This window comes from Solidesulfovibrio carbinoliphilus subsp. oakridgensis (genome assembly GCF_000177215.2).
In the GTDB taxonomy this organism is placed as follows: Bacteria; Desulfobacterota; Desulfovibrionia; order Desulfovibrionales; family Desulfovibrionaceae; genus Solidesulfovibrio; species Solidesulfovibrio carbinoliphilus.
Map to the genome: position 1 here is coordinate 749,240 of NZ_CM001368.1, position 17,071 is coordinate 766,310.

Here is a 17,071-nt window from a genome sequence, read left to right on the forward strand (position 1 = left end):
TCGGAAAATGACAACAGGGACAACAGCCACGTGTCCCCGACATCCGGGAAGAGGTGACGGCAAGCCCATGAGCCATCCCATGCAAGAGGAACAGCCCGGTCTGGGCGTCGACGTCGAAGAGGACGTGCGAGAACCCCGACGGTACAAAGTGTTATTGCACAACGACGACTACACGACCATGGAGTTCGTGGTCCAGGTGCTCGTCGGCGTGTTTCATAAAAATGAAAACGAAGCCACGCAAATCATGCTGAACGTCCACAATAACGGCGTGGGCGTGTGTGGCGAATTCACCGCCGAGGTGGCCGAACTCAAGGTCTCCCTGGTGCATCGTCTGGCCAAGGAGAATGGCTACCCGCTCAAATGCAGCATGGAAGAGGTCTGAATGCTCAGCAAAAAACTGGAACGGGTATTGACCAGCGCCGTCAAAGAGGTCAAGCGCCGCAATCACGAATACCTTACCCTGGAGCATCTCCTGTACGCCATGCTCCTGGAAGAGACCGGCCGGGATATCCTGGTCCACTGTGGCGCCAATGTGGTGCGCCTCAAGCATCAGCTCGAACGCTTCTTCACCGACCACATGGAAACCCTGCCCCAGGACGCCGCTTCCGAGGTGGTCCAGACCATAAGCGTGCAGCGCGTGCTCCAGCGCGCCATCATGCAGATGCAGTCTTCCGGCAAGCAGCAGGTGGAAGTGGGCGACGTGCTGGCCGCCATCTTTGACGAGGAAGATTCCTACGCCGTCTATTATCTCAAGTCCCACGGCGTTTCCCGCCTGGACGTCCTGGAATTCATTTCCCACGGCGCCGCCCGGGAACTGCCCCAGCCCGAGGGCGGCAGCGGCGAGGCGGAAGCCGGCAAGCCCGGCGGCTCGGCCCTGGAACAGTACACCGTGGACCTGGTGGCCAAGGCCCGCAAAGGCGAGATCGACCCGCTGATCGGCCGGGACCAGGAACTGACCCGCACCATCCACGTGCTGTTGCGCCGGCGCAAGAACAACCCCATTTTCGTGGGCGATCCGGGCGTCGGCAAGACCGCCCTGGCCGAGGGGCTGGCCCTTCGCATCGTCAAGGGCGACGTGCCGGAGAGCTTCCGCGACACGCTCATTTTCGCCCTGGACATGGGCGCGCTTCTGGCCGGCACCAAGTACCGGGGCGATTTCGAGGCCCGGCTGAAGGGTGTGCTGTCCGAACTCGAACAGAAGCCCGGGGCCATCCTCTTCGTGGACGAGATCCATACCATCGTCGGCGCCGGCGCCACCAGCGGCGGCACCCTCGACGCTTCCAACATCCTGAAGCCCGTCCTCGGCTCGGGCAAGCTCCGTTGCGTCGGGTCCACCACCTACGAGGAATACAAGAACCACTTCGAAAAGGACCGGGCCCTGTCCCGCCGGTTCCAGAAGATCGACGTGGGCGAGCCGACCGTGGAAGAGGCTGTCGAGATCATAAAGGGCCTTCGCGCCTACTACGAGGCCCACCACGGCGTACGCTACACCCCGGCCGCCTTGCGCGCCGCGGTCGAGCTCTCGGCCCGCCACATCAACGACCGGTTCCTGCCGGACAAGGCCATCGACGTCATCGACGAGGCCGGCGCCGTGCGCAAGCTCGCCGGCACCACGGCCAAGGGCGCCATCGGCGTGGCCGAGATGGAAAAGGTCGTGGCTTCCATGGCCAAGATTCCGGCCGCCCGAGTCAGTTCCTCGGACAAGATCCGCCTGGAGAACCTCGACGGCGAGCTCAAGGGCTTGATCTATGGCCAGGACGAGGCTGTGGAGGCCATTTCCAAGGCCATCCTGCGCTCCCGGGCCGGCCTCGCCAACGCCGGCAAGCCGACCGGCTCGTTCCTGCTCGCCGGTCCGACCGGCGTCGGCAAGACCGAGATGGCCAAGCAGCTGGCGGCCGTGCTCGGCATCAACTTCGTGCGTTTCGACATGAGCGAATACATGGAGAAGCACGCCGTGGCCCGGCTGATCGGCTCGCCTCCGGGGTATGTCGGCTTCGAGCAGGGCGGACTCCTCACCGACGCCATCCGCAAGCACCCCTATTCGGTGCTGCTCCTGGACGAGATTGAGAAGGCCCATCCGGATATGTTCAACATTCTGCTCCAGGTCATGGACTATGCCACGCTCACGGACAATAACGGCCGCAAGGCCGACTTCGGCCACGTGGTCCTGCTCATGACCACCAACGCCGGGGCCCGGGAGATGGCGGCCAAGAGCATTGGCTTCGGCACGGGCCAGGCCGAGGATTCGTCGGGCAAGGGGATCAAGGCCGTCAACCGGCTCTTTAGCCCTGAGTTCCGCAACCGCCTCGACGGCATTGTGTCGTTTAAGCCTCTGACCCCCGAGGTCATGGACCGCATCGTCCACAAGTACCTCGGCGAACTGAACGCCCAGATGGCCGAGAAGCGGGTCTTGGTCCGGCTCACCCCGGCCGCCGTGGCCCGGCTGGCCGAGAAGGGTTTTGATGCCGACTACGGGGCCCGGCCGCTGGCCCGGGTCATCCAGGTCGAGATCAAGGATGCGCTGGCCCAGGAGATGCTCTTCGGCAAGCTGCAGAAGGGCGGGGAAGCGGAGGTCGACGCCGCGCCGGCCGGCGCGCCGGAACTGTTCACCTTCCGCTTCACCAGCCGCGCGCCGAAAAAACCCGCGGCCGAAGTGGCGGAAGTGGAGTAGGGAAAGGGTAGTAGATGTAAAGGTTGCGAGAGAAGAATGCCTCCGGCGGCCGGGAGGGGATGATTCCCTCCCGGACCCTCCTCTCCTGTCGGGCGGCGCGCGGCGTTCGGGATGTCTCCCGGGCGCCGCGCGCCGCCCGACACTTGAGAGAAGAGCAGGGTGTAAGCGCCCTGGGAAAGGAGGCGGGAACGTTTCCGGCGAGGCCCGGTGGCCTTGGGGAAAAGAGGCGAGGGCTGGGGAAAATATGCCTGTCTTCCAATTGCCGTATGAGCCGGTCTTTCCGAAGCCGTCCCTGGCCGAGCCGGGCGGGCTGCTGGCCGTTGGCGGCGATTTGCGCCTGGAGCGGCTGCTCGCCGCCTACCGACGCGGCATCTTTCCCTGGTACGACGAGCGAAGTCCGATCCTCTGGTGGTCGCCGGACCCGAGGCCGATCCTTTTCCCCGGGCTGGTCCACGTCTCCAAGCGGTTGGCCCGGACCATCCGGTCCGGCCGGTTCGCCGTGACTCTGGACACGGACTTCGCGGGCGTCATCCGGGGGTGCGCCGGCACGTCGCGAACGGCTGGCGACGGCACCTGGATCGTGCCGGAGATGATGGAGGCCTATGAAAGGCTGCACCAGGCCGGCTATGCCCACAGCGTGGAGGCCTGGCAGGACGGAGAACTGGTCGGCGGGGCCTACGGCGTGGCCATCGGCAAGGCGTTTTTCGGGGAATCCATGTTCCACCGCGTCACCGACGCGTCCAAGGTGGCCTTCGTCACCCTGTGCCGCCATCTGGCCGGGCAGGGGTTCCACTTCCTCGACTGCCAGCAGACGACCGGGCATCTGTGCCGTTTCGGCGCGGTGGAGGTGCGGCGCGGCGAGTTCTTGAAAAGGCTGGACCTGGCCCGGCAGGATGCGGGAGAACCTGGGCCGTGGCGGTTGTCCGCCTAGGCTGGGGAGGCCGGCTTTCTTTGCTGATGCCGGTCCGGCGGCCGCCTAGGCGTTCTGGGCGGCCACGAGCTTGCGTATTTTCTGTTTTTGCAGCGCGATGATGGCTTTCAGGCGTTGGTATTCCTGCTTGTAGTAGAGCAGTTCGTCGGCAACGCTGGCAAACGTGTCGGGTCCTGCGAAATCGGCTTGTGTGGAGCGGTGTTGGCTGAAATGCTGTTTGGATGACGCATCGGCCATAAATGAGTCCTCCGACTTAGGGATTTTCATCGTATCCGGTATCTCCAAGGTCACAGTGCTGCCTAGACTGGTCCCTGCGTGTTTGGGCTGGCTGTCGCCTGAAACGGCTAGGCCTTCGCCCGGTGATCCACCCACTTTTCCACCCGGACCGGCTTGAACGCCCGCATCTCCAGCATCAGGCCCTCGGCCGTGTCCGAAGAGAGGACCAGCCCCTTGTGCTTCTCCTTGAGGAAGCCCTCGTCGGCCATGCGGCCGACAAATTGGAGCAGAGGATCGTAGTAGCCCTGGATGTTCAGCAGGCCGCAGGGTTTTTCGTGGAGTCCGAGCTGGGCCCAGGTGATGATCTCGCAGAACTCCTCCAGCGTCCCCATGCCGCCGGGCAGGGCGATGAAGGCCTCGGACAGCTCGGCCATGCGCGCCTTGCGCTCGTGCATGGACGACACGATGTGGAGTTCCGATAGGCGCGGGTGGGCCAGCTCCTTGCGGCGCAGGAAATCCGGCAACACGCCGACGGCCCGGCCTCCGGCGGCCAGCGTGGCGTCGGCCACCGCGCCCATGAGGCCGACGCAGGCCCCGCCGTAGACCAGCGTGATCCGTTCCTCGGCCAGGAGCCGGCCAAGCCGGGTGGCCGCTTCCACATAGCCCGGATCGGACCCGGACGACGAACCGCAAAAAACACACAGGCTCTGCATGGAGCGCTCCAAGGGGCCGCCGGGCGGCCCCGATCGTGGCGAATGACGAAGGACGGCCCTTCTTTTATTCCAGGCCCTCGATCAGCGGCTTGTGCTGGCTCAAGTCGAAATAGCCTCGTACCGGGAAGGGCAGGGTGTAGTTCGGGATCTTGTCGAAATGAATGAACCCGATATCCTTGCCCTCGCTCAACTCCGACAGGGCGGTCAACCCCAGGGGAATGGGGAAATTGAGGGCGCAGGCATGGACTTCCGACACCTTGTCCTCGTACCGGGTCTTGAGGTAGTCCACAAGCGCGTCGCGTTCCTCCTCGGTGAAGGACTCCATGACGATGCGGCGGCAACTGACATAGCTCACCGGCAGGTCGGGCTGCACGGGATCGCCGGTCAGGACGTCCCAGTCGTAGATCTCCTCGTCGGCCGGGTCCCACTCGGGACGGAACAGGTGGACGGTGACGTCCTTGCGGCCCTTGAAGCTCTTGATGACCATGGAGACGGTCCAGGCCCGGTCCACGGGAATGATGAAATCAGCCGGTACGACGTCTATTTCCATTGGGCGTCTCCTTAGACGGAATGATGTCCCCGGATGCGGCGGGCGGCCCGCCGGCCCGGAAACCCCGGGGTTTTCGCTTTTGTTGCGCGTGAGAGGGATGTAATAGAAAACACCATGCTTTTCCAGCTTGAATCCGAATACACTCCCCAGGGCGACCAGCCCGGGGCCATCGACGCGCTGGCGGCCAATCTGGACCAGGGCGTGCCGAGCCAGGTGCTGCTCGGCGCCACCGGCACGGGCAAGACCTTCACCATGGCCCAGGTCGTGGCCAGGCTCAACCGGCCGGCCCTGGTCATCGCCCCGAACAAGACGCTCGCCGCCCAGCTCTACAGCGAGTTCAAGGGGCTTTTCCCGAACAATGCCGTGGAGTATTTCGTCAGTTATTACGATTACTACCAGCCGGAAGCCTACCTGCCCCGCACCGACACCTACATCGAGAAAGACGCCTCGATCAACGACGACATCGACAAGCTGCGCCATGCCGCCACCCATTCGCTCCTGACGCGCAAGGACGTCCTGATCGTGGCCTCGGTGTCCTGCATCTACGGCCTCGGGTCCAGGGACTATTACGAGCGCATGGTCCTGACCCTGACGGTCGGGGAAAAGACGGGCATGGAGGCGGTTCTGGGCAGGCTGGTCGAGATCCAGTACGAGCGCAACGACTACGATTTTCACCGGGGCGTGTTCCGGGTGCGCGGTGACGTCATCGAACTGATCCCGGCCTATAGCCGCGACCGGGCGTTGCGCCTGGAGTTTTTCGGCGACGAGCTGGAATCGATCCTGGAGACCGATCCCCTGACCGGCGAGGTCCTCGGGTCCATGCAAAAGGCCATCGTCTTTCCGGCCAGCCACTACGTGTCCGACCGGACCAACTTGAACCGGGCCGTCTCGGACATCCGCGAGGAGCTGCGGCTGCGTCTGACCGAGCTGCGGGGGGCGAATGATCTGCTGGCCGCCCAGCGTCTGGAAATGCGCACCATGCAGGACCTGGAGATGATCGAGGAGCTCGGCTACTGCAACGGCATCGAGAACTATTCGCGCCACCTGGACGGCCGAAAGGCCGGCGAGCCGCCCTACACGCTCCTCGACTACTTTCCCGAGGACTTCATCCTCTTTGTGGACGAATCCCACATCACGGTGCCGCAGATCGGCGGCATGTTCGCCGGGGACCGGTCGCGCAAGCAGACGCTGGTCGATTTCGGCTTCCGCCTGCCCTCGGCGCTCGACAACCGGCCGCTCAATTTCGAGGAGTTCCTCGGCCGCATCGGCCAGGCCGTCTATGTCTCGGCCACGCCCGGGGACTGGGAGGTCAACCGGTCCGAAGGCGTGGTGGTGGAGCAGATCATCCGGCCTACGGGCCTGCTCGACCCGCTGGTCGAGGTGAGGCCCACCAAGGGCCAGGTGGACGACCTCATGGCCGAATGCCGGGCCCGCGTGGCCCAGGGCGAGCGGGTGCTGGTCACGACGCTGACCAAGCGCATGGCCGAGGAATTAAACGAATACTTCAATTCCATGGGCGTGCCCTCGCGCTACCTCCACTCGGACATCGAAACCCTGGAACGGGTGGCCATCATCAAGGCCCTGCGCCAGGGGGAATTCTCGGTGCTGGTCGGCATCAATCTCTTGCGCGAAGGCCTGGACATCCCGGAAGTGTCGCTGGTCGCCATCCTGGACGCGGACAAGGAAGGCTTCCTGCGTTCCGTCCGGTCCCTCATCCAGACCTTTGGCCGGGCCTCGCGCAACGTCCGGGGCCGGGTGATCCTCTACGCCGACACGGTGACCCGCTCCATGCGCGCGGCCATGGACGAGACGGCCCGCCGCCGGGAAAGGCAGGAGGCCTCCAACAGAGAGACCGGCATGACGCCCCGGACCATCGTCAAGGCCATGGACAGCGTGCTGGACAGCCTGTACGGGCAGGGGGCCGGGCCGGCCGGCGAAACCGGGGTACGGACCGGCGTCCGGGAAGAGGTCACGGCCTACGGCGATATGTCGCCCAAGGCCCTGGAAAAGAAAATCAGGATGCTGGAGCGGGAAATGCGCGAGGCGGCCAAGGCGCTCGAATTCGAAAAGGCGGCCGAACTGCGCGACCGGGTGGCCGCTTTGCGGGCCCGGCTGCTGGAGATGGGCTGACATGGCCCACCGGGCACTTCGGTTCCAGAGCCGGGCCGTGCGGCTGCACCACAGGCTTGGGTCGTGGGGGCCGCTGGCCGGCGGCCTGGTCGCCCTGGCCCTGGTCTTCTGCTGCGGTGTGGTCGGCTACATGCGGGTCGAGGGCTGGAGCTTTTTCGACAGCCTCTACCAGGTGGTCATCACCCTTTCCACGGTCGGGTTCCAGGAAGTCTATCCTTTGTCCCGTAACGGCCGCATCCTGACCATGCTGCTCATCGTGTCCGGCGTCGGCTCCTTTGCCTATCTGGTCGGCACCTTCACCCAGGTCCTGGTGGAGGGCCGGCTGCAACAGTTTCTCGGGAGACGGCGCATGCAGAACATCATCGACCGGCTGACCGGCCATGTCATCATCTGCGGCTACGGCCGCATCGGCTCCATTGTGGCCAGCGAGATCCTGGCCGAGAACGTGGCCGCCGTGATCGTGGAAAGCAACCCCGAGGTGACGGCCATCCTGGACGAGCAGGGCATTCCCTACGTGGCCGGCGACGCCACGGCCGACGAGGTGCTGCTGGCGGCCGGACTCCTGCGGGCCAAGACCCTGGTCGCTGCCCTGACCCAGGAAGCGGCCAACGTCTACGTGACGCTCACGGCCCGCCAGCTCAATCCGAACATCCACATCGTGGCCCGGGCCGACGCCCAGGGCCATACCCAGCGTCTCCAGCGGGCCGGGGCCGACAAGGTGTTGGTCCCCCACCTCTACGGCGGGGTGCGCATGGCCCAGTCCGTGCTGCGGCCGACGGTCACGAGCTTCCTGGAACTGGCCGGGCGCGGCAACGAGATCGATCTGCAGATGGAAGAGCTGCGGATCAGCGAACGTTCCGAGATCGTGGGCCAGAACCTGATCGAGGCCCGCATCCGGCCCCGGTTCGACCTGATCGTCATTGCCGTCAAAAAGGCTTCCGGCGAGATGATCTTCAATCCCCAACCCCAGGCGGTGCTGGAGGCTGGGGACACCATGATCCTGGTCGGCAGGAAGGATGGACTGGACGGGTTGCGGGAGATCCTGTGACCGGGCCCGGCGTGGAAGTGGTGGTGGCCCGGTACCGGGAGGACGTGGCCTGGACGGCGGCGCTCGGCCTGCCGGTCGTGGTCTACGACAAGTCCGGGGAGCCGGGGGAACATGCCCTGCCGAACATCGGCCGGGAGTCCCACACGTACCTCTCCCACATTGTGCGCCTCTATCCGGATTTCCCGGACTTCACGGTCTTCGTCCAGGCCGCGCCGTTCCCGCACATGCCGCCCGGGGCCACGCCGGTGTCCTTTGCGGCCCGGATACTGCAAAACGCGCGCATGGGACTCAAATTCAGCGGTTTCGCCTGTTTCAAGCTCAAGTGCGACCGGCTCGGCCGGCCGCACCAGATGGCCGATCCGGCGCTGCACGGCCACCGGCCCGGGTTTGGCCGGGATATCCCGGTCGGCGCGGTCTACGAAACCCTGTTCGCCGGCCCGGCGCCGGAGGCCTTTCTGGTGACCGCCCCGGCCGGCATGTTCTTCGTGGCCCGGGACCGTATCCTGGCCCGGCCGCTGGCCTTTTACAAGAAAGCCCTGGAACTGGTCGTCGCCGATGCCGACGATGCGGCCAATACCGGCCATGCCTTCGAGCGGCTGTGGCCTCTTATTTTCAACGGCGACCTCCGCCTGAACCGTTCCGAAGGGACCTGACAAGGATATGCCCGTGTCTGATTCCGACCCCCGCGCCCGGCTCGCGGCACTGCGCGACCTGATCCACTTCCACAACCACCGCTACTACGTGCTGGACGATCCGCAGATCGAGGACGCGGCCTACGACGCCCTCTACCGGGAACTGGTGACCCTGGAGGCCGCCCATCCCGAACTGGCCGACCCGAATTCCCCGACCCGGCGGGTCGGGGGCGCGGTCCTGCCGTCCTTCGACTCCAAGGCCCACGGGCTTCGGATGTACAGTCTGGACAACGCCATGTCCGAGACGGAGTGGCAGGATTTTCTGACCCGAGCGGCCAACAAGCTGGACAGGGAAGACGTGGCTTTTGAACGGACTTTCTGGGTGGATCCCAAGTTCGACGGGCTGGCCCTGGAGATCCTTTACGAAAAGGGCGTCTACGCCGGGGCCCTGACGCGCGGTGACGGCGTCAGGGGCGAGGACGTGACGGAAAACGTCCGCACCGTCCGCAACGTGCCGCTTGACCTGCGGCCCCACGCCCGGCAGGCCGGCCTGCCCGTGCCGGAGCTGCTGGAAGTCCGGGGCGAGGTGGTCATGACCCGGCAGGCTTTTTTCGAGCTCAACGAACGCCAAAGGGAGCAGGGGGGCAAGATCTTCGCCAACCCGCGAAACGCGGCCGCCGGCTCCGTGCGCCAGCTCGATTCCCGGATTTCGGCCTCCCGCCCCCTGACCTTTTTCGCCTACGGCCTCGGCCGCCAGGACTGGGGCGAAGCGGCCTCACCCTGGACCACTCATTCCGGGGTCATGGCCGGCCTGCGTTCCCTAGGCCTGCCTGTGGCGTCGGAGGGCAGGATGGTCGAGGCCGAGGGCGTGTACCCCTATTTCCAGGCTTTGGGCCTGCGCCGCCAGGAGCTGCCCTTCGAGATCGACGGGGTGGTGGCCAAGGTGGACAGCCTGCCATTGCAGGAGGCCCTGGGATTTACCGACCGGGCCCCGCGCTTTGCCCTGGCCCTCAAGTTCCCGGCCCACGAGGCCGAGACCGTGCTCCGACAGATCGACGTCCAAGTAGGCCGCACGGGTGTGCTCACCCCTGTGGCCCTGCTCGAACCGGTCAGCCTGGCCGGAGTCACGGTGGCCCGGGCCACGCTCCACAACGAGGACGAGATCAAGGCCAAGGACCTGCGCGAGGGCGACACCGTCGTGGTCCGTCGGGCCGGGGACGTCATTCCGGAGGTGGTGAAGGTCGTTTTGGAGAAGCGCCCGGCCGATGCCGCTGCATTCGAGTTTCCCCACACCTGCCCGGCCTGCGGTTCGCCGGCCGTGCGCGACGAGGGGGCGGCGGCCTGGCGCTGCGTCAATCTGGCCTGCCCGGCCATGCTGCGCCGGGGCATCGCCTATTTCGTGTCCAAGGCGGGCCTGGACATCGAGGGGCTTGGCCAGAAGTGGGTGGAGACGCTCATTGCGAAGGGCATGGTCAAGACACCGGCCGATCTTTTCAGCCTGACCGAGGCCGAGCTTTTGTTCCTGGACCGCATGGCCGCAAAATCGGCGTCCAATTTCGTGGCCGCCGTGGAAGCGGCCCGGCAGAAGGCCACGCTCCAAAAGCTCATCGCGGCGCTTGGCATCCGCCAGGTGGGCACGCGTACGGCCCGGACCCTGGCCGACCATTTTCGCGACCTCGACGCCCTGGCCGCGGCCACGGCCGAGGAACTGACCGCCCTGCCGGACATCGGCCCGGAAGTGGCGGCCTCCATCCGGGAGTTTTTCGACAACGAGGCCAATCGCCAGCTTGTGGCCCGCTTCAAGGACCTTGGGCTCTGGCCGGTCAGCGAACCCAAACCCATTGCCTCGGCCGCGCCGCTGGCCGGCAAGCGGTTTCTCTTCACGGGCGCGCTGCCGGACATGACCCGGGAGGCGGCGCAGGCCCTTGTCGAGGCGGCCGGCGGCCGGATCGTGTCCTCGGTCTCCAAAAAGCTCGACTACCTGGTGGCCGGCACCGACCCCGGCTCCAAGCTGGCCAAGGCGCAGGCTCTTGGCGTGACCGTCCTGACGCCCGAGGAATTTTCCAGCCTCCTGGCCGAATCCGTCCCTGCCCCGACCCGTAAATCGCTTCTGGACATCTGACCCCGTCCCGCCCCATCACCTTTCAAGGGGTCCGGGGGGATTGTCCCCCCGGCGGGGTCCGGGGCAGGGCCCCGGTCTTCTTCTGTTAAAACTCCACCAACACCTTCATGGCCCCGGGGCGGGCGGCGGCGGCCAGGGCTTCGGGAAAGGCGTCAAAGGGGTGGACGGCCTCGATCAGGGGCGCGACGTCCACCAGCCTGTGGCCAAGGACGCTCGTGGCCAGCCGGAAGTTGCCGCACCGCGAGCCGACGAGGCTGATCTCGTCGACCACCACCCGGGCCATGTCGACCGGCGTCGGAGCGAAGGTGGTGGTCTTGAGGACCACGGTCCCTTCCGGCCGGACCAGATCCAGGGCGCAAGCCAGGCCGTCCGGGCGGCCGGTGGCCTCGACGACCACGTCGAAGCGGCCGAACGCCTCGCGCAGGCCGGCAATGTCGCCGTGGCGGGTGGCCACGCCCTGGGCCGCGGCAATGGCCAGTTTGCGCGGATGTCGGCCGGCCAGAACAATGTCCGGGACCTGGAGGCGCAGGGAGCAGGCCGCAAGGATGCCGAGCTTGCCGTCGCCAAGAACCAGGACGGAGGTGTCGGCCGTCAGGTGCAACTGCTGGCCCGGTTCCAGGGCGGCGGCCAGGGGTTCGATGAAGACCGCCTCCCGGTCGGAGACGCCGTCCGGCACCATGTGGACGGCCGAGGCCGGCACGGTGACGTATTCGGCAAAGGCTCCGTCCTTGCCCGCAATGCCGAGGGTGGTGCGGTGCGGACAGTGGCGGGGGCCGGACGTGAGGCAGGTACGGCAGCGGCCGCAGCCGAGATTGATTTCCGCCGTGACCCGCTTGCCCAGGAGTTCCGGATGATCCGGGGCCGCAACCACCCGGCCGACGAACTCGTGGCCCGGGATGCCGGCGAAATCCATGTACCCTTTGAGAAGTTCCAGGTCCGTGTTGCAGATCCCGGCCATGCGGACCTGGATGGAGACTTCCCCCGGCCCGGGCAGGGGTTGGGGTTTGGTCGTCCAATGGACGGCCCCGTTGGCAAATATCACGGCCCGCATCGGCCTCTCCTTGAAGAACGTGAAAGAGGCCACCACCCTAGCCCAGGGGGCACGCATCCTCAAACACGTTTTCGCTGTCGACCTTGACCGCAAGCGCCATTTGACCGATGCCTGATCCTCAAATTCGAGGTGTTATGGAAAACGAGCAATCCCTGGAACGGCGGCAGGCCGTATTTGATCCCACGACGGACGGCGGCGTCGGCACGCGGCTCGACGTATTCTGGTCGGCCCGGCTGGCCGACTTGGAAGTGTCCCGGGCCCGGGTGCGGGCGGCCATCGAGGGCGGCCTGGCCACCGTCGACGGCGCGGACTGCCGCAAGCCGGGACTCAAGCTGCGCGGCGGCGAGACCCTGACCCTAAACCTTCCCCAGGTAGCCAGCGAAACCGTGGCCGAGGCCGGGAGCCTTCGCGTGCTCTACGCCGACAAGGAGCTGGCCGTTCTCGACAAGCCGCCCGGCCTGACCGTCCATCCCGCCCCGGGGCTGCCCGAGGGGACGCTGGTCAACCGGCTGCTCCACCATTTTCCGGGCCTGCGGGAGATGGCCGGGGAACGGCCGGGCATTGTCCACCGCCTGGACAAGGACACCTCGGGCCTGCTCATGGTGGCCTTGACCGAGCCGGTCCGGCTGGCCCTGGCCGCCGATTTCGCGGCCAGGCAAGTGCACAAGACCTATCTGGCCCTGGTCCACGGCCGGCCCGACGGCAAGGGGGGCGACATCCGGCTGCCCATCGGCCGCGATCCCAAGTACCGCACCAAGATGGCCGTGCCCCACAAGGGCGGCCGGCCGGCCCATAGCCGGTGGCGGCCGGTCTGGACCGCGCCGGACGGCACGGCAAGCCTTCTGGAAGTGACCATCTTCACCGGCCGTACCCACCAGATCCGGGTGCACATGGCCGCAATCGGCCATCCCATCATCGGCGACGCGGTCTACGGACCGCACCAGCACGCAGCCTGGAAGCGGCGTGGCGGAGCCATCGCCCGGCTGGCCAGCCGGCAGATGCTCCACGCCTGGAAACTGTCCTTCACCCACCCGGTTCTGAAGGAACCCCGCTCCTTCACCTGTCCGCCGCCGCCGGACTTCTGGCGGCTCCTTTTGCTGCTCGGCCGCCGCTGTCAACGGATTGGGGTGGTGGGGATGCCGGGCTGCGGCAAATCGACCTTGCTGGCCCGTTTTGGCGCCGCCGGCTGCCCGGTCTTTTCCGCGGATGCGGCCGTGGCTTCCCTCTACGCCCCGGGTGGGGCCGGGGCCCACATGCTGTCCCGACGGTTCGGGGATGTGGCTCTGGCCGAGGACGGGTCCGTGGACAAGGCCTGGCTCCTGGCCGGCATGCGCGGCACGGAAAAGTTCCGGCGTGATGTGATGGAGTTGGTCCATCCCCTGGTCAAGGGCGAACTGGCCGCCTTTACCGAGGCGCACATTCGGGAACGGACGATTTTCGCCGAGGTCCCGCTTCTTTTCGAGTCAGGCTGGCCCCAGGGCGAAATCGTGGATATGGTTGTCGGAGTCCGTTGCGGTATGGACAAGCGGCGAGAGCGGCTGGCGGCCGGCCGAGGCTGGGACGATGCCCTCATTGACCGCATGGACGGCTGGCAATGGGCCGAGGAGGCCAAGCTGGCCAAATGCCGCTTCGTAGTCGACAACAACGGGGACACTGCGGCTTTAAACGCCCAGGCCGATCGGATTCTTGGTGAATTGGCCAGGCTGCGGCGGGAGGACTTGCAAGCCCGCTACCAGTGGCTGATCGACCAGGGCTACGCCGGCACCCGGAAAGGCGCGGCCACATCTTCAGCGTCCGGCGCAGGGGGCTGATCCCTGTACGGGGGGCGGGCAGCGCCGTGGCCGCCCCCGCCGGAGCAACAAAGGAGACGCCGGATGATACCGCTTCGCGACAACGTGCCGAGTTCCCGCCGGCCGCTCGTGACTTGGACGCTGATCGGCCTTTGCACGTTGTTTTTTCTCTTCGAGCAACTCCTCCCAAAAGGTATCCTCGCGGAATTCCTGCATATCTACGGAGTTGTCCCAGCCCGGTACACGGATAAGGCCTACGCCGCGGCCATGGGCTACCCCCCCGGCGGCTACGAGTCGCTGGTCACCTACATGTTTCTCCACAGCGGCTGGCTGCATTTTTTGCTCAACATGTGGGTGCTGTGGATTTTCTCGGACAATGTGGAAGAGGCCCTCGGCGCCTGGCGGTTTACGTTCTTCTATCTGACCTGCGGTCTTTTGGCCGTGTTTTCGCATGTCCTTTTCAACTGGAATTCCACCATTCCGGTCATCGGGGCCTCCGGCGCCATCGCCGGGGTCATGGGCGCGTACTTCCGGCTTTTTCCCAAGGCGCGCGTGGTGACCCTGATCCCGATTTTCATCTTTCCGTGGATCATCGAGCTGCCGGCGGTAGTTTTTTTGGGGATATGGTTCGCGGTGCAGCTCCTTTCCGGCCTCAGCGGGGCGGTCACCCAGGGCTCGGCCGCCAGCGTGGCTTTTTGGGCCCACGCCGGGGGCTTTGCCGCCGGCCTGGGGCTGGTGCGCCTCTTTTTGCCGCCCGGCTGCCAATACTGCTTCGACCCGCGCAATCGGCGTTACGACCGGCAAGACTGAGGATCAGTGGGCATTCCGGGGCGGGTGTTTATCCGTAAATGGTCTCTGTGTAAATTTGTCAAAGACAGGAAGAAAGAAAAACGGGGTCTCGCCCGGACGCGGTTGCGGCTCGCATGGGGGAAATGAAAGAAGGGAAGCGAAGCGGCCGCCGCCAGTCTCGCCACAGGGGATCGGGATGTCGAAGAACGGGCCATGCGGCAGTCGAAAGGACGGAAGGAAGATAGTTCCTTCCGACATGTGGTCGCAACGCTTAAAGTTCCTGAATGACCCAGACCGCTTTGCCGAGCGGCGTGACGTCCGGAGTGTCCAGGGGCAGGTGCTGCGGCTGATGCGCCGGGTTGTCGGCAAGAATCGTCAGACGCTTGGCTTCGAGGTCCCGAACCACGCGTTTGATGACAAGACCCTCGCCCGGAAAATCCAGCGCATAGATTTCACCGCTGCGGATGCGGACGTCGTCGCAATCGATGCCGACGTAGGCTCCGCGCCGGATGACCGGTTCCATGGCGGTGTTGTCCATTTTGACTACGAGCAGGTTCGGGCGCACCAGTGCCTCGAATACGGGGATGTTCTCCAGCCCTTGCCGCACCCAGGCGCCGGTTTCGGAATCGGTGCGGGCCATGGCGTAGACCGTGGCCCGGGTGGGCGCGGTGGCATAATCGCTGGCGGTCTCCCGTACGCCCGTTGAGACGGCGCTTCCCTTTGAGGCAGGTTCCTGGCCAAAGAGGATCCAATCCGGTTCAAGGCCGCAAGATCGATACAGCGTCACGAGCCAGCCATCGGGAATGGTATTTTTCTTTTTGGCATCGGAGATGCTGGACTGCTTGATGCCGAGGAGGTTGGCGATCTCCGTTTGGGTGCGCGTGTGCGTGGCGGCTTGGATTCGGGCGTAGGCATCTTCGAAAGTGTCAGGCTTCACGCAGCCTCCTGCTATGCGGCGTTAGGCGTGGAAAAAATGAGAATAAACGTATCTATAATAATTCGTTGCTAAATGATTTAGGCGAGACGATACAATATGTTAAAGGCTCCGTCAATGTGACAATGCGTCTGTCGGAGAGCCAGCCGGACCGGAGACAGCGCTAATTTTGCGATAACAAAGAAGGATAGGCCGGATGACAAAATACAGGAGCGCTGTCGCGCTCCTGTACAGATGATGCGGCCTCTGGCGGCGCAGACAAATGGATGTGTCAGCAGTGCAAAACGCTTCAGATTTCCTGAAATACGCAGACCACACGGCCGAGAACGCGTTCGCCAAAGCCTTCGGCTGCAAGAGCCTGTTCCGTGTATGCCTGATTTTCAGAACGCAAGATGAGCCTGGAATTTTCCGTGTCATGGAAGACACGCTTTATAACCAACCCTTCAACCGGCATGTCAAGGGCGTATAAGGCGCCTGAACGAATTGTCCTGCGTTCCTTGTCAATACCGACATAGGCCCCACGTTGAATGACAGGTTCCATGTCGTTTTCATCCATGCGGACGAAAACGAGTGACGGGCGGTAGAACTGCTCAGGAACAGCCAGTGTTTCCACGGAATTTTCTGTCCACGGCCCTTGTCCCTGTTCCGGCAGCGACATGGAATTCACCGGCATCTGGTAGTATTTGGGTTTTCGCCCGTATGTCTCTCCAGACTCCCTGACCTGGAGTGCGCCGCCACGTTGTTCTCCAAGAAATTGCGGCATTTCACCGTCAATAATCCAGTTCGGATTGAGATTGTAGATCTGGTAGAGTTTTATGAGCCAGCTGTCGGGGATGGATTGTCGTCGCTTGGCATCGGATATGCTGGACTGGCGGATATCGAGCAGTTTGGCGATCTCCACCTGCGTCCGCATGTCAGTGGCTTTTTTGATGCGATCAAACGCTTCGTCGAAACGGTTGTTTGATTCCTGGGTCTTGTCTTCATTCATAGCGCCTCCAACGCAGCAAATGTATCCTTGTCGGGTGATGCGGGGGCAGCCACCCCCGCCGTCCGGGGAACGCCTGGGCCGTGGAATGGTTGCGTACTGTCGTGTCGCCGTCCGGATGCGCGGCATTACCACCCCTCCGGCGTGGCTCGCCTGCATGCCGTCCGGGGCGGTATTCCTCAGGAAATTGAAGAAGGGCCATACCGGGTCCGCGATGGCCTTCGGTCGCCTGCATCCCTTCAACAAGGCAGACCGATAATTCTATTAGTATGTATCCAGTGAGGGAGGTTTCTGTCAAGAATTTATCGCACAAGGGATTTGATGAAAGCACTGTGCACTGAAGTCCGAACCATGAGGTCGGCGTTGGTCGGCAATAACGAAGTCTATTCTCCTTTGGCCTGCGAGAATATCAAAGAATAATCCGGTCGGATATGATGTTGAAAGCGAATGGGCCAGAGGTTTTTCTTTAGCGGGCTTCGGCTGGGCATCTTTGTGTTATTATTAACAAA

General features: G+C 64.5%; 15 protein-coding genes. 9 read left to right on the forward strand and 6 right to left on the reverse strand.

What is annotated here, in order from left to right:
* Positions 1-79: 79 nt before the first annotated feature.
* The 3 genes from DFW101_RS03300 (at position 80) to aat (ending at position 3,602) form a co-directional block, all read left to right on the forward strand.
* Positions 80-382, forward strand: coding sequence for an ATP-dependent Clp protease adaptor ClpS (locus DFW101_RS03300; protein ID WP_009180111.1), 303 nt, complete (start codon positions 80-82; stop codon positions 380-382).
* Entirely contained in the window at positions 383-2,671 is a 2,289-nt protein-coding gene (clpA, locus tag DFW101_RS03305) for an ATP-dependent Clp protease ATP-binding subunit ClpA (RefSeq protein WP_009180112.1), read from the forward strand.
* A gap of 244 nt (positions 2,672-2,915) precedes the next feature.
* Complete coding sequence (gene aat / locus DFW101_RS03310; RefSeq protein ID WP_009180113.1) at positions 2,916-3,602, forward strand: leucyl/phenylalanyl-tRNA--protein transferase; 687 nt, start codon at positions 2,916-2,918, stop codon at positions 3,600-3,602.
* 45 nt (positions 3,603-3,647) lie between these two features.
* Here aat and DFW101_RS03315 read toward each other — a convergent pair whose 3' ends face one another.
* From DFW101_RS03315 to DFW101_RS03325, 3 genes are all read right to left on the reverse strand, one after another.
* Positions 3,648-3,839, reverse strand: a complete 192-nt coding sequence (locus DFW101_RS03315) for a hypothetical protein (RefSeq protein WP_009180114.1) — start codon at positions 3,837-3,839, stop codon at positions 3,648-3,650.
* A gap of 107 nt (positions 3,840-3,946) precedes the next feature.
* Positions 3,947-4,531: an LOG family protein gene (locus DFW101_RS03320; RefSeq protein ID WP_009108259.1), complete on the reverse strand. Its 585-nt coding sequence runs from the start codon at positions 4,529-4,531 to the stop codon at positions 3,947-3,949.
* Positions 4,532-4,595: 64 nt separating this feature from the next.
* On the reverse strand, positions 4,596-5,081 hold the full coding sequence (locus DFW101_RS03325; RefSeq protein WP_009180115.1) for a hypothetical protein: 486 nt from the start codon (positions 5,079-5,081) through the stop codon (positions 4,596-4,598).
* 114 nt (positions 5,082-5,195) lie between these two features.
* Between DFW101_RS03325 and uvrB the strand changes: the two genes are divergently transcribed.
* Genes uvrB through ligA form a run of 4 tightly spaced genes read left to right on the forward strand, consistent with a single transcriptional unit; the run spans position 5,196 to position 11,013 of the window.
* A complete protein-coding gene (gene uvrB / locus DFW101_RS03330; RefSeq protein ID WP_009180116.1) occupies positions 5,196-7,211 on the forward strand; it encodes an excinuclease ABC subunit UvrB in 2,016 nt (671 codons plus the stop codon).
* Position 7,212: 1 nt separating this feature from the next.
* Complete coding sequence (locus tag DFW101_RS03335) at positions 7,213-8,259, forward strand: potassium channel family protein (protein ID WP_009180117.1); 1,047 nt, start codon at positions 7,213-7,215, stop codon at positions 8,257-8,259.
* Positions 8,256-8,912, forward strand: coding sequence for a DUF3431 domain-containing protein (locus DFW101_RS03340; protein WP_009180118.1), 657 nt, complete (start codon positions 8,256-8,258; stop codon positions 8,910-8,912). Before DFW101_RS03335 ends, DFW101_RS03340 begins: the two co-directional genes overlap by 4 nt.
* A 7-nt stretch (positions 8,913-8,919) precedes the next feature.
* Positions 8,920-11,013: an NAD-dependent DNA ligase LigA gene (gene ligA / locus DFW101_RS03345; protein WP_043642639.1), complete on the forward strand. Its 2,094-nt coding sequence runs from the start codon at positions 8,920-8,922 to the stop codon at positions 11,011-11,013.
* An 85-nt stretch (positions 11,014-11,098) separates the two neighbouring features.
* On the opposite strand, the gene DFW101_RS03350 is transcribed toward ligA, so the two are convergent.
* Positions 11,099-12,064, reverse strand: a complete 966-nt coding sequence (locus tag DFW101_RS03350) for an MDR/zinc-dependent alcohol dehydrogenase-like family protein (protein ID WP_009180120.1) — start codon at positions 12,062-12,064, stop codon at positions 11,099-11,101.
* Positions 12,065-12,198: 134 nt separating this feature from the next.
* Between DFW101_RS03350 and coaE the strand changes: the two genes are divergently transcribed.
* Both coaE and DFW101_RS03360 read left to right on the forward strand, forming a co-directional pair.
* Positions 12,199-13,875, forward strand: coding sequence for a dephospho-CoA kinase (gene coaE, locus DFW101_RS03355; protein ID WP_009180121.1), 1,677 nt, complete (start codon positions 12,199-12,201; stop codon positions 13,873-13,875).
* 63 nt (positions 13,876-13,938) lie between these two features.
* The gene (locus tag DFW101_RS03360; protein ID WP_009180122.1) at positions 13,939-14,664 is read left to right on the forward strand and encodes a rhomboid family intramembrane serine protease; all 726 of its coding nucleotides are present in this window, start codon (positions 13,939-13,941) and stop codon (positions 14,662-14,664) included.
* A gap of 250 nt (positions 14,665-14,914) precedes the next feature.
* Here the strand turns inward: DFW101_RS03360 and DFW101_RS03365 are convergent, their stop codons facing one another.
* Together DFW101_RS03365 and DFW101_RS03370 are read right to left on the reverse strand one after the other, a co-directional pair.
* Complete coding sequence (locus tag DFW101_RS03365) at positions 14,915-15,580, reverse strand: LexA family transcriptional regulator (protein ID WP_009180123.1); 666 nt, start codon at positions 15,578-15,580, stop codon at positions 14,915-14,917.
* A gap of 286 nt (positions 15,581-15,866) precedes the next feature.
* The gene (locus DFW101_RS03370) at positions 15,867-16,565 is read right to left on the reverse strand and encodes a LexA family transcriptional regulator (RefSeq protein WP_009180124.1); all 699 of its coding nucleotides are present in this window, start codon (positions 16,563-16,565) and stop codon (positions 15,867-15,869) included.
* Positions 16,566-17,071 lie beyond the last annotated feature (506 nt).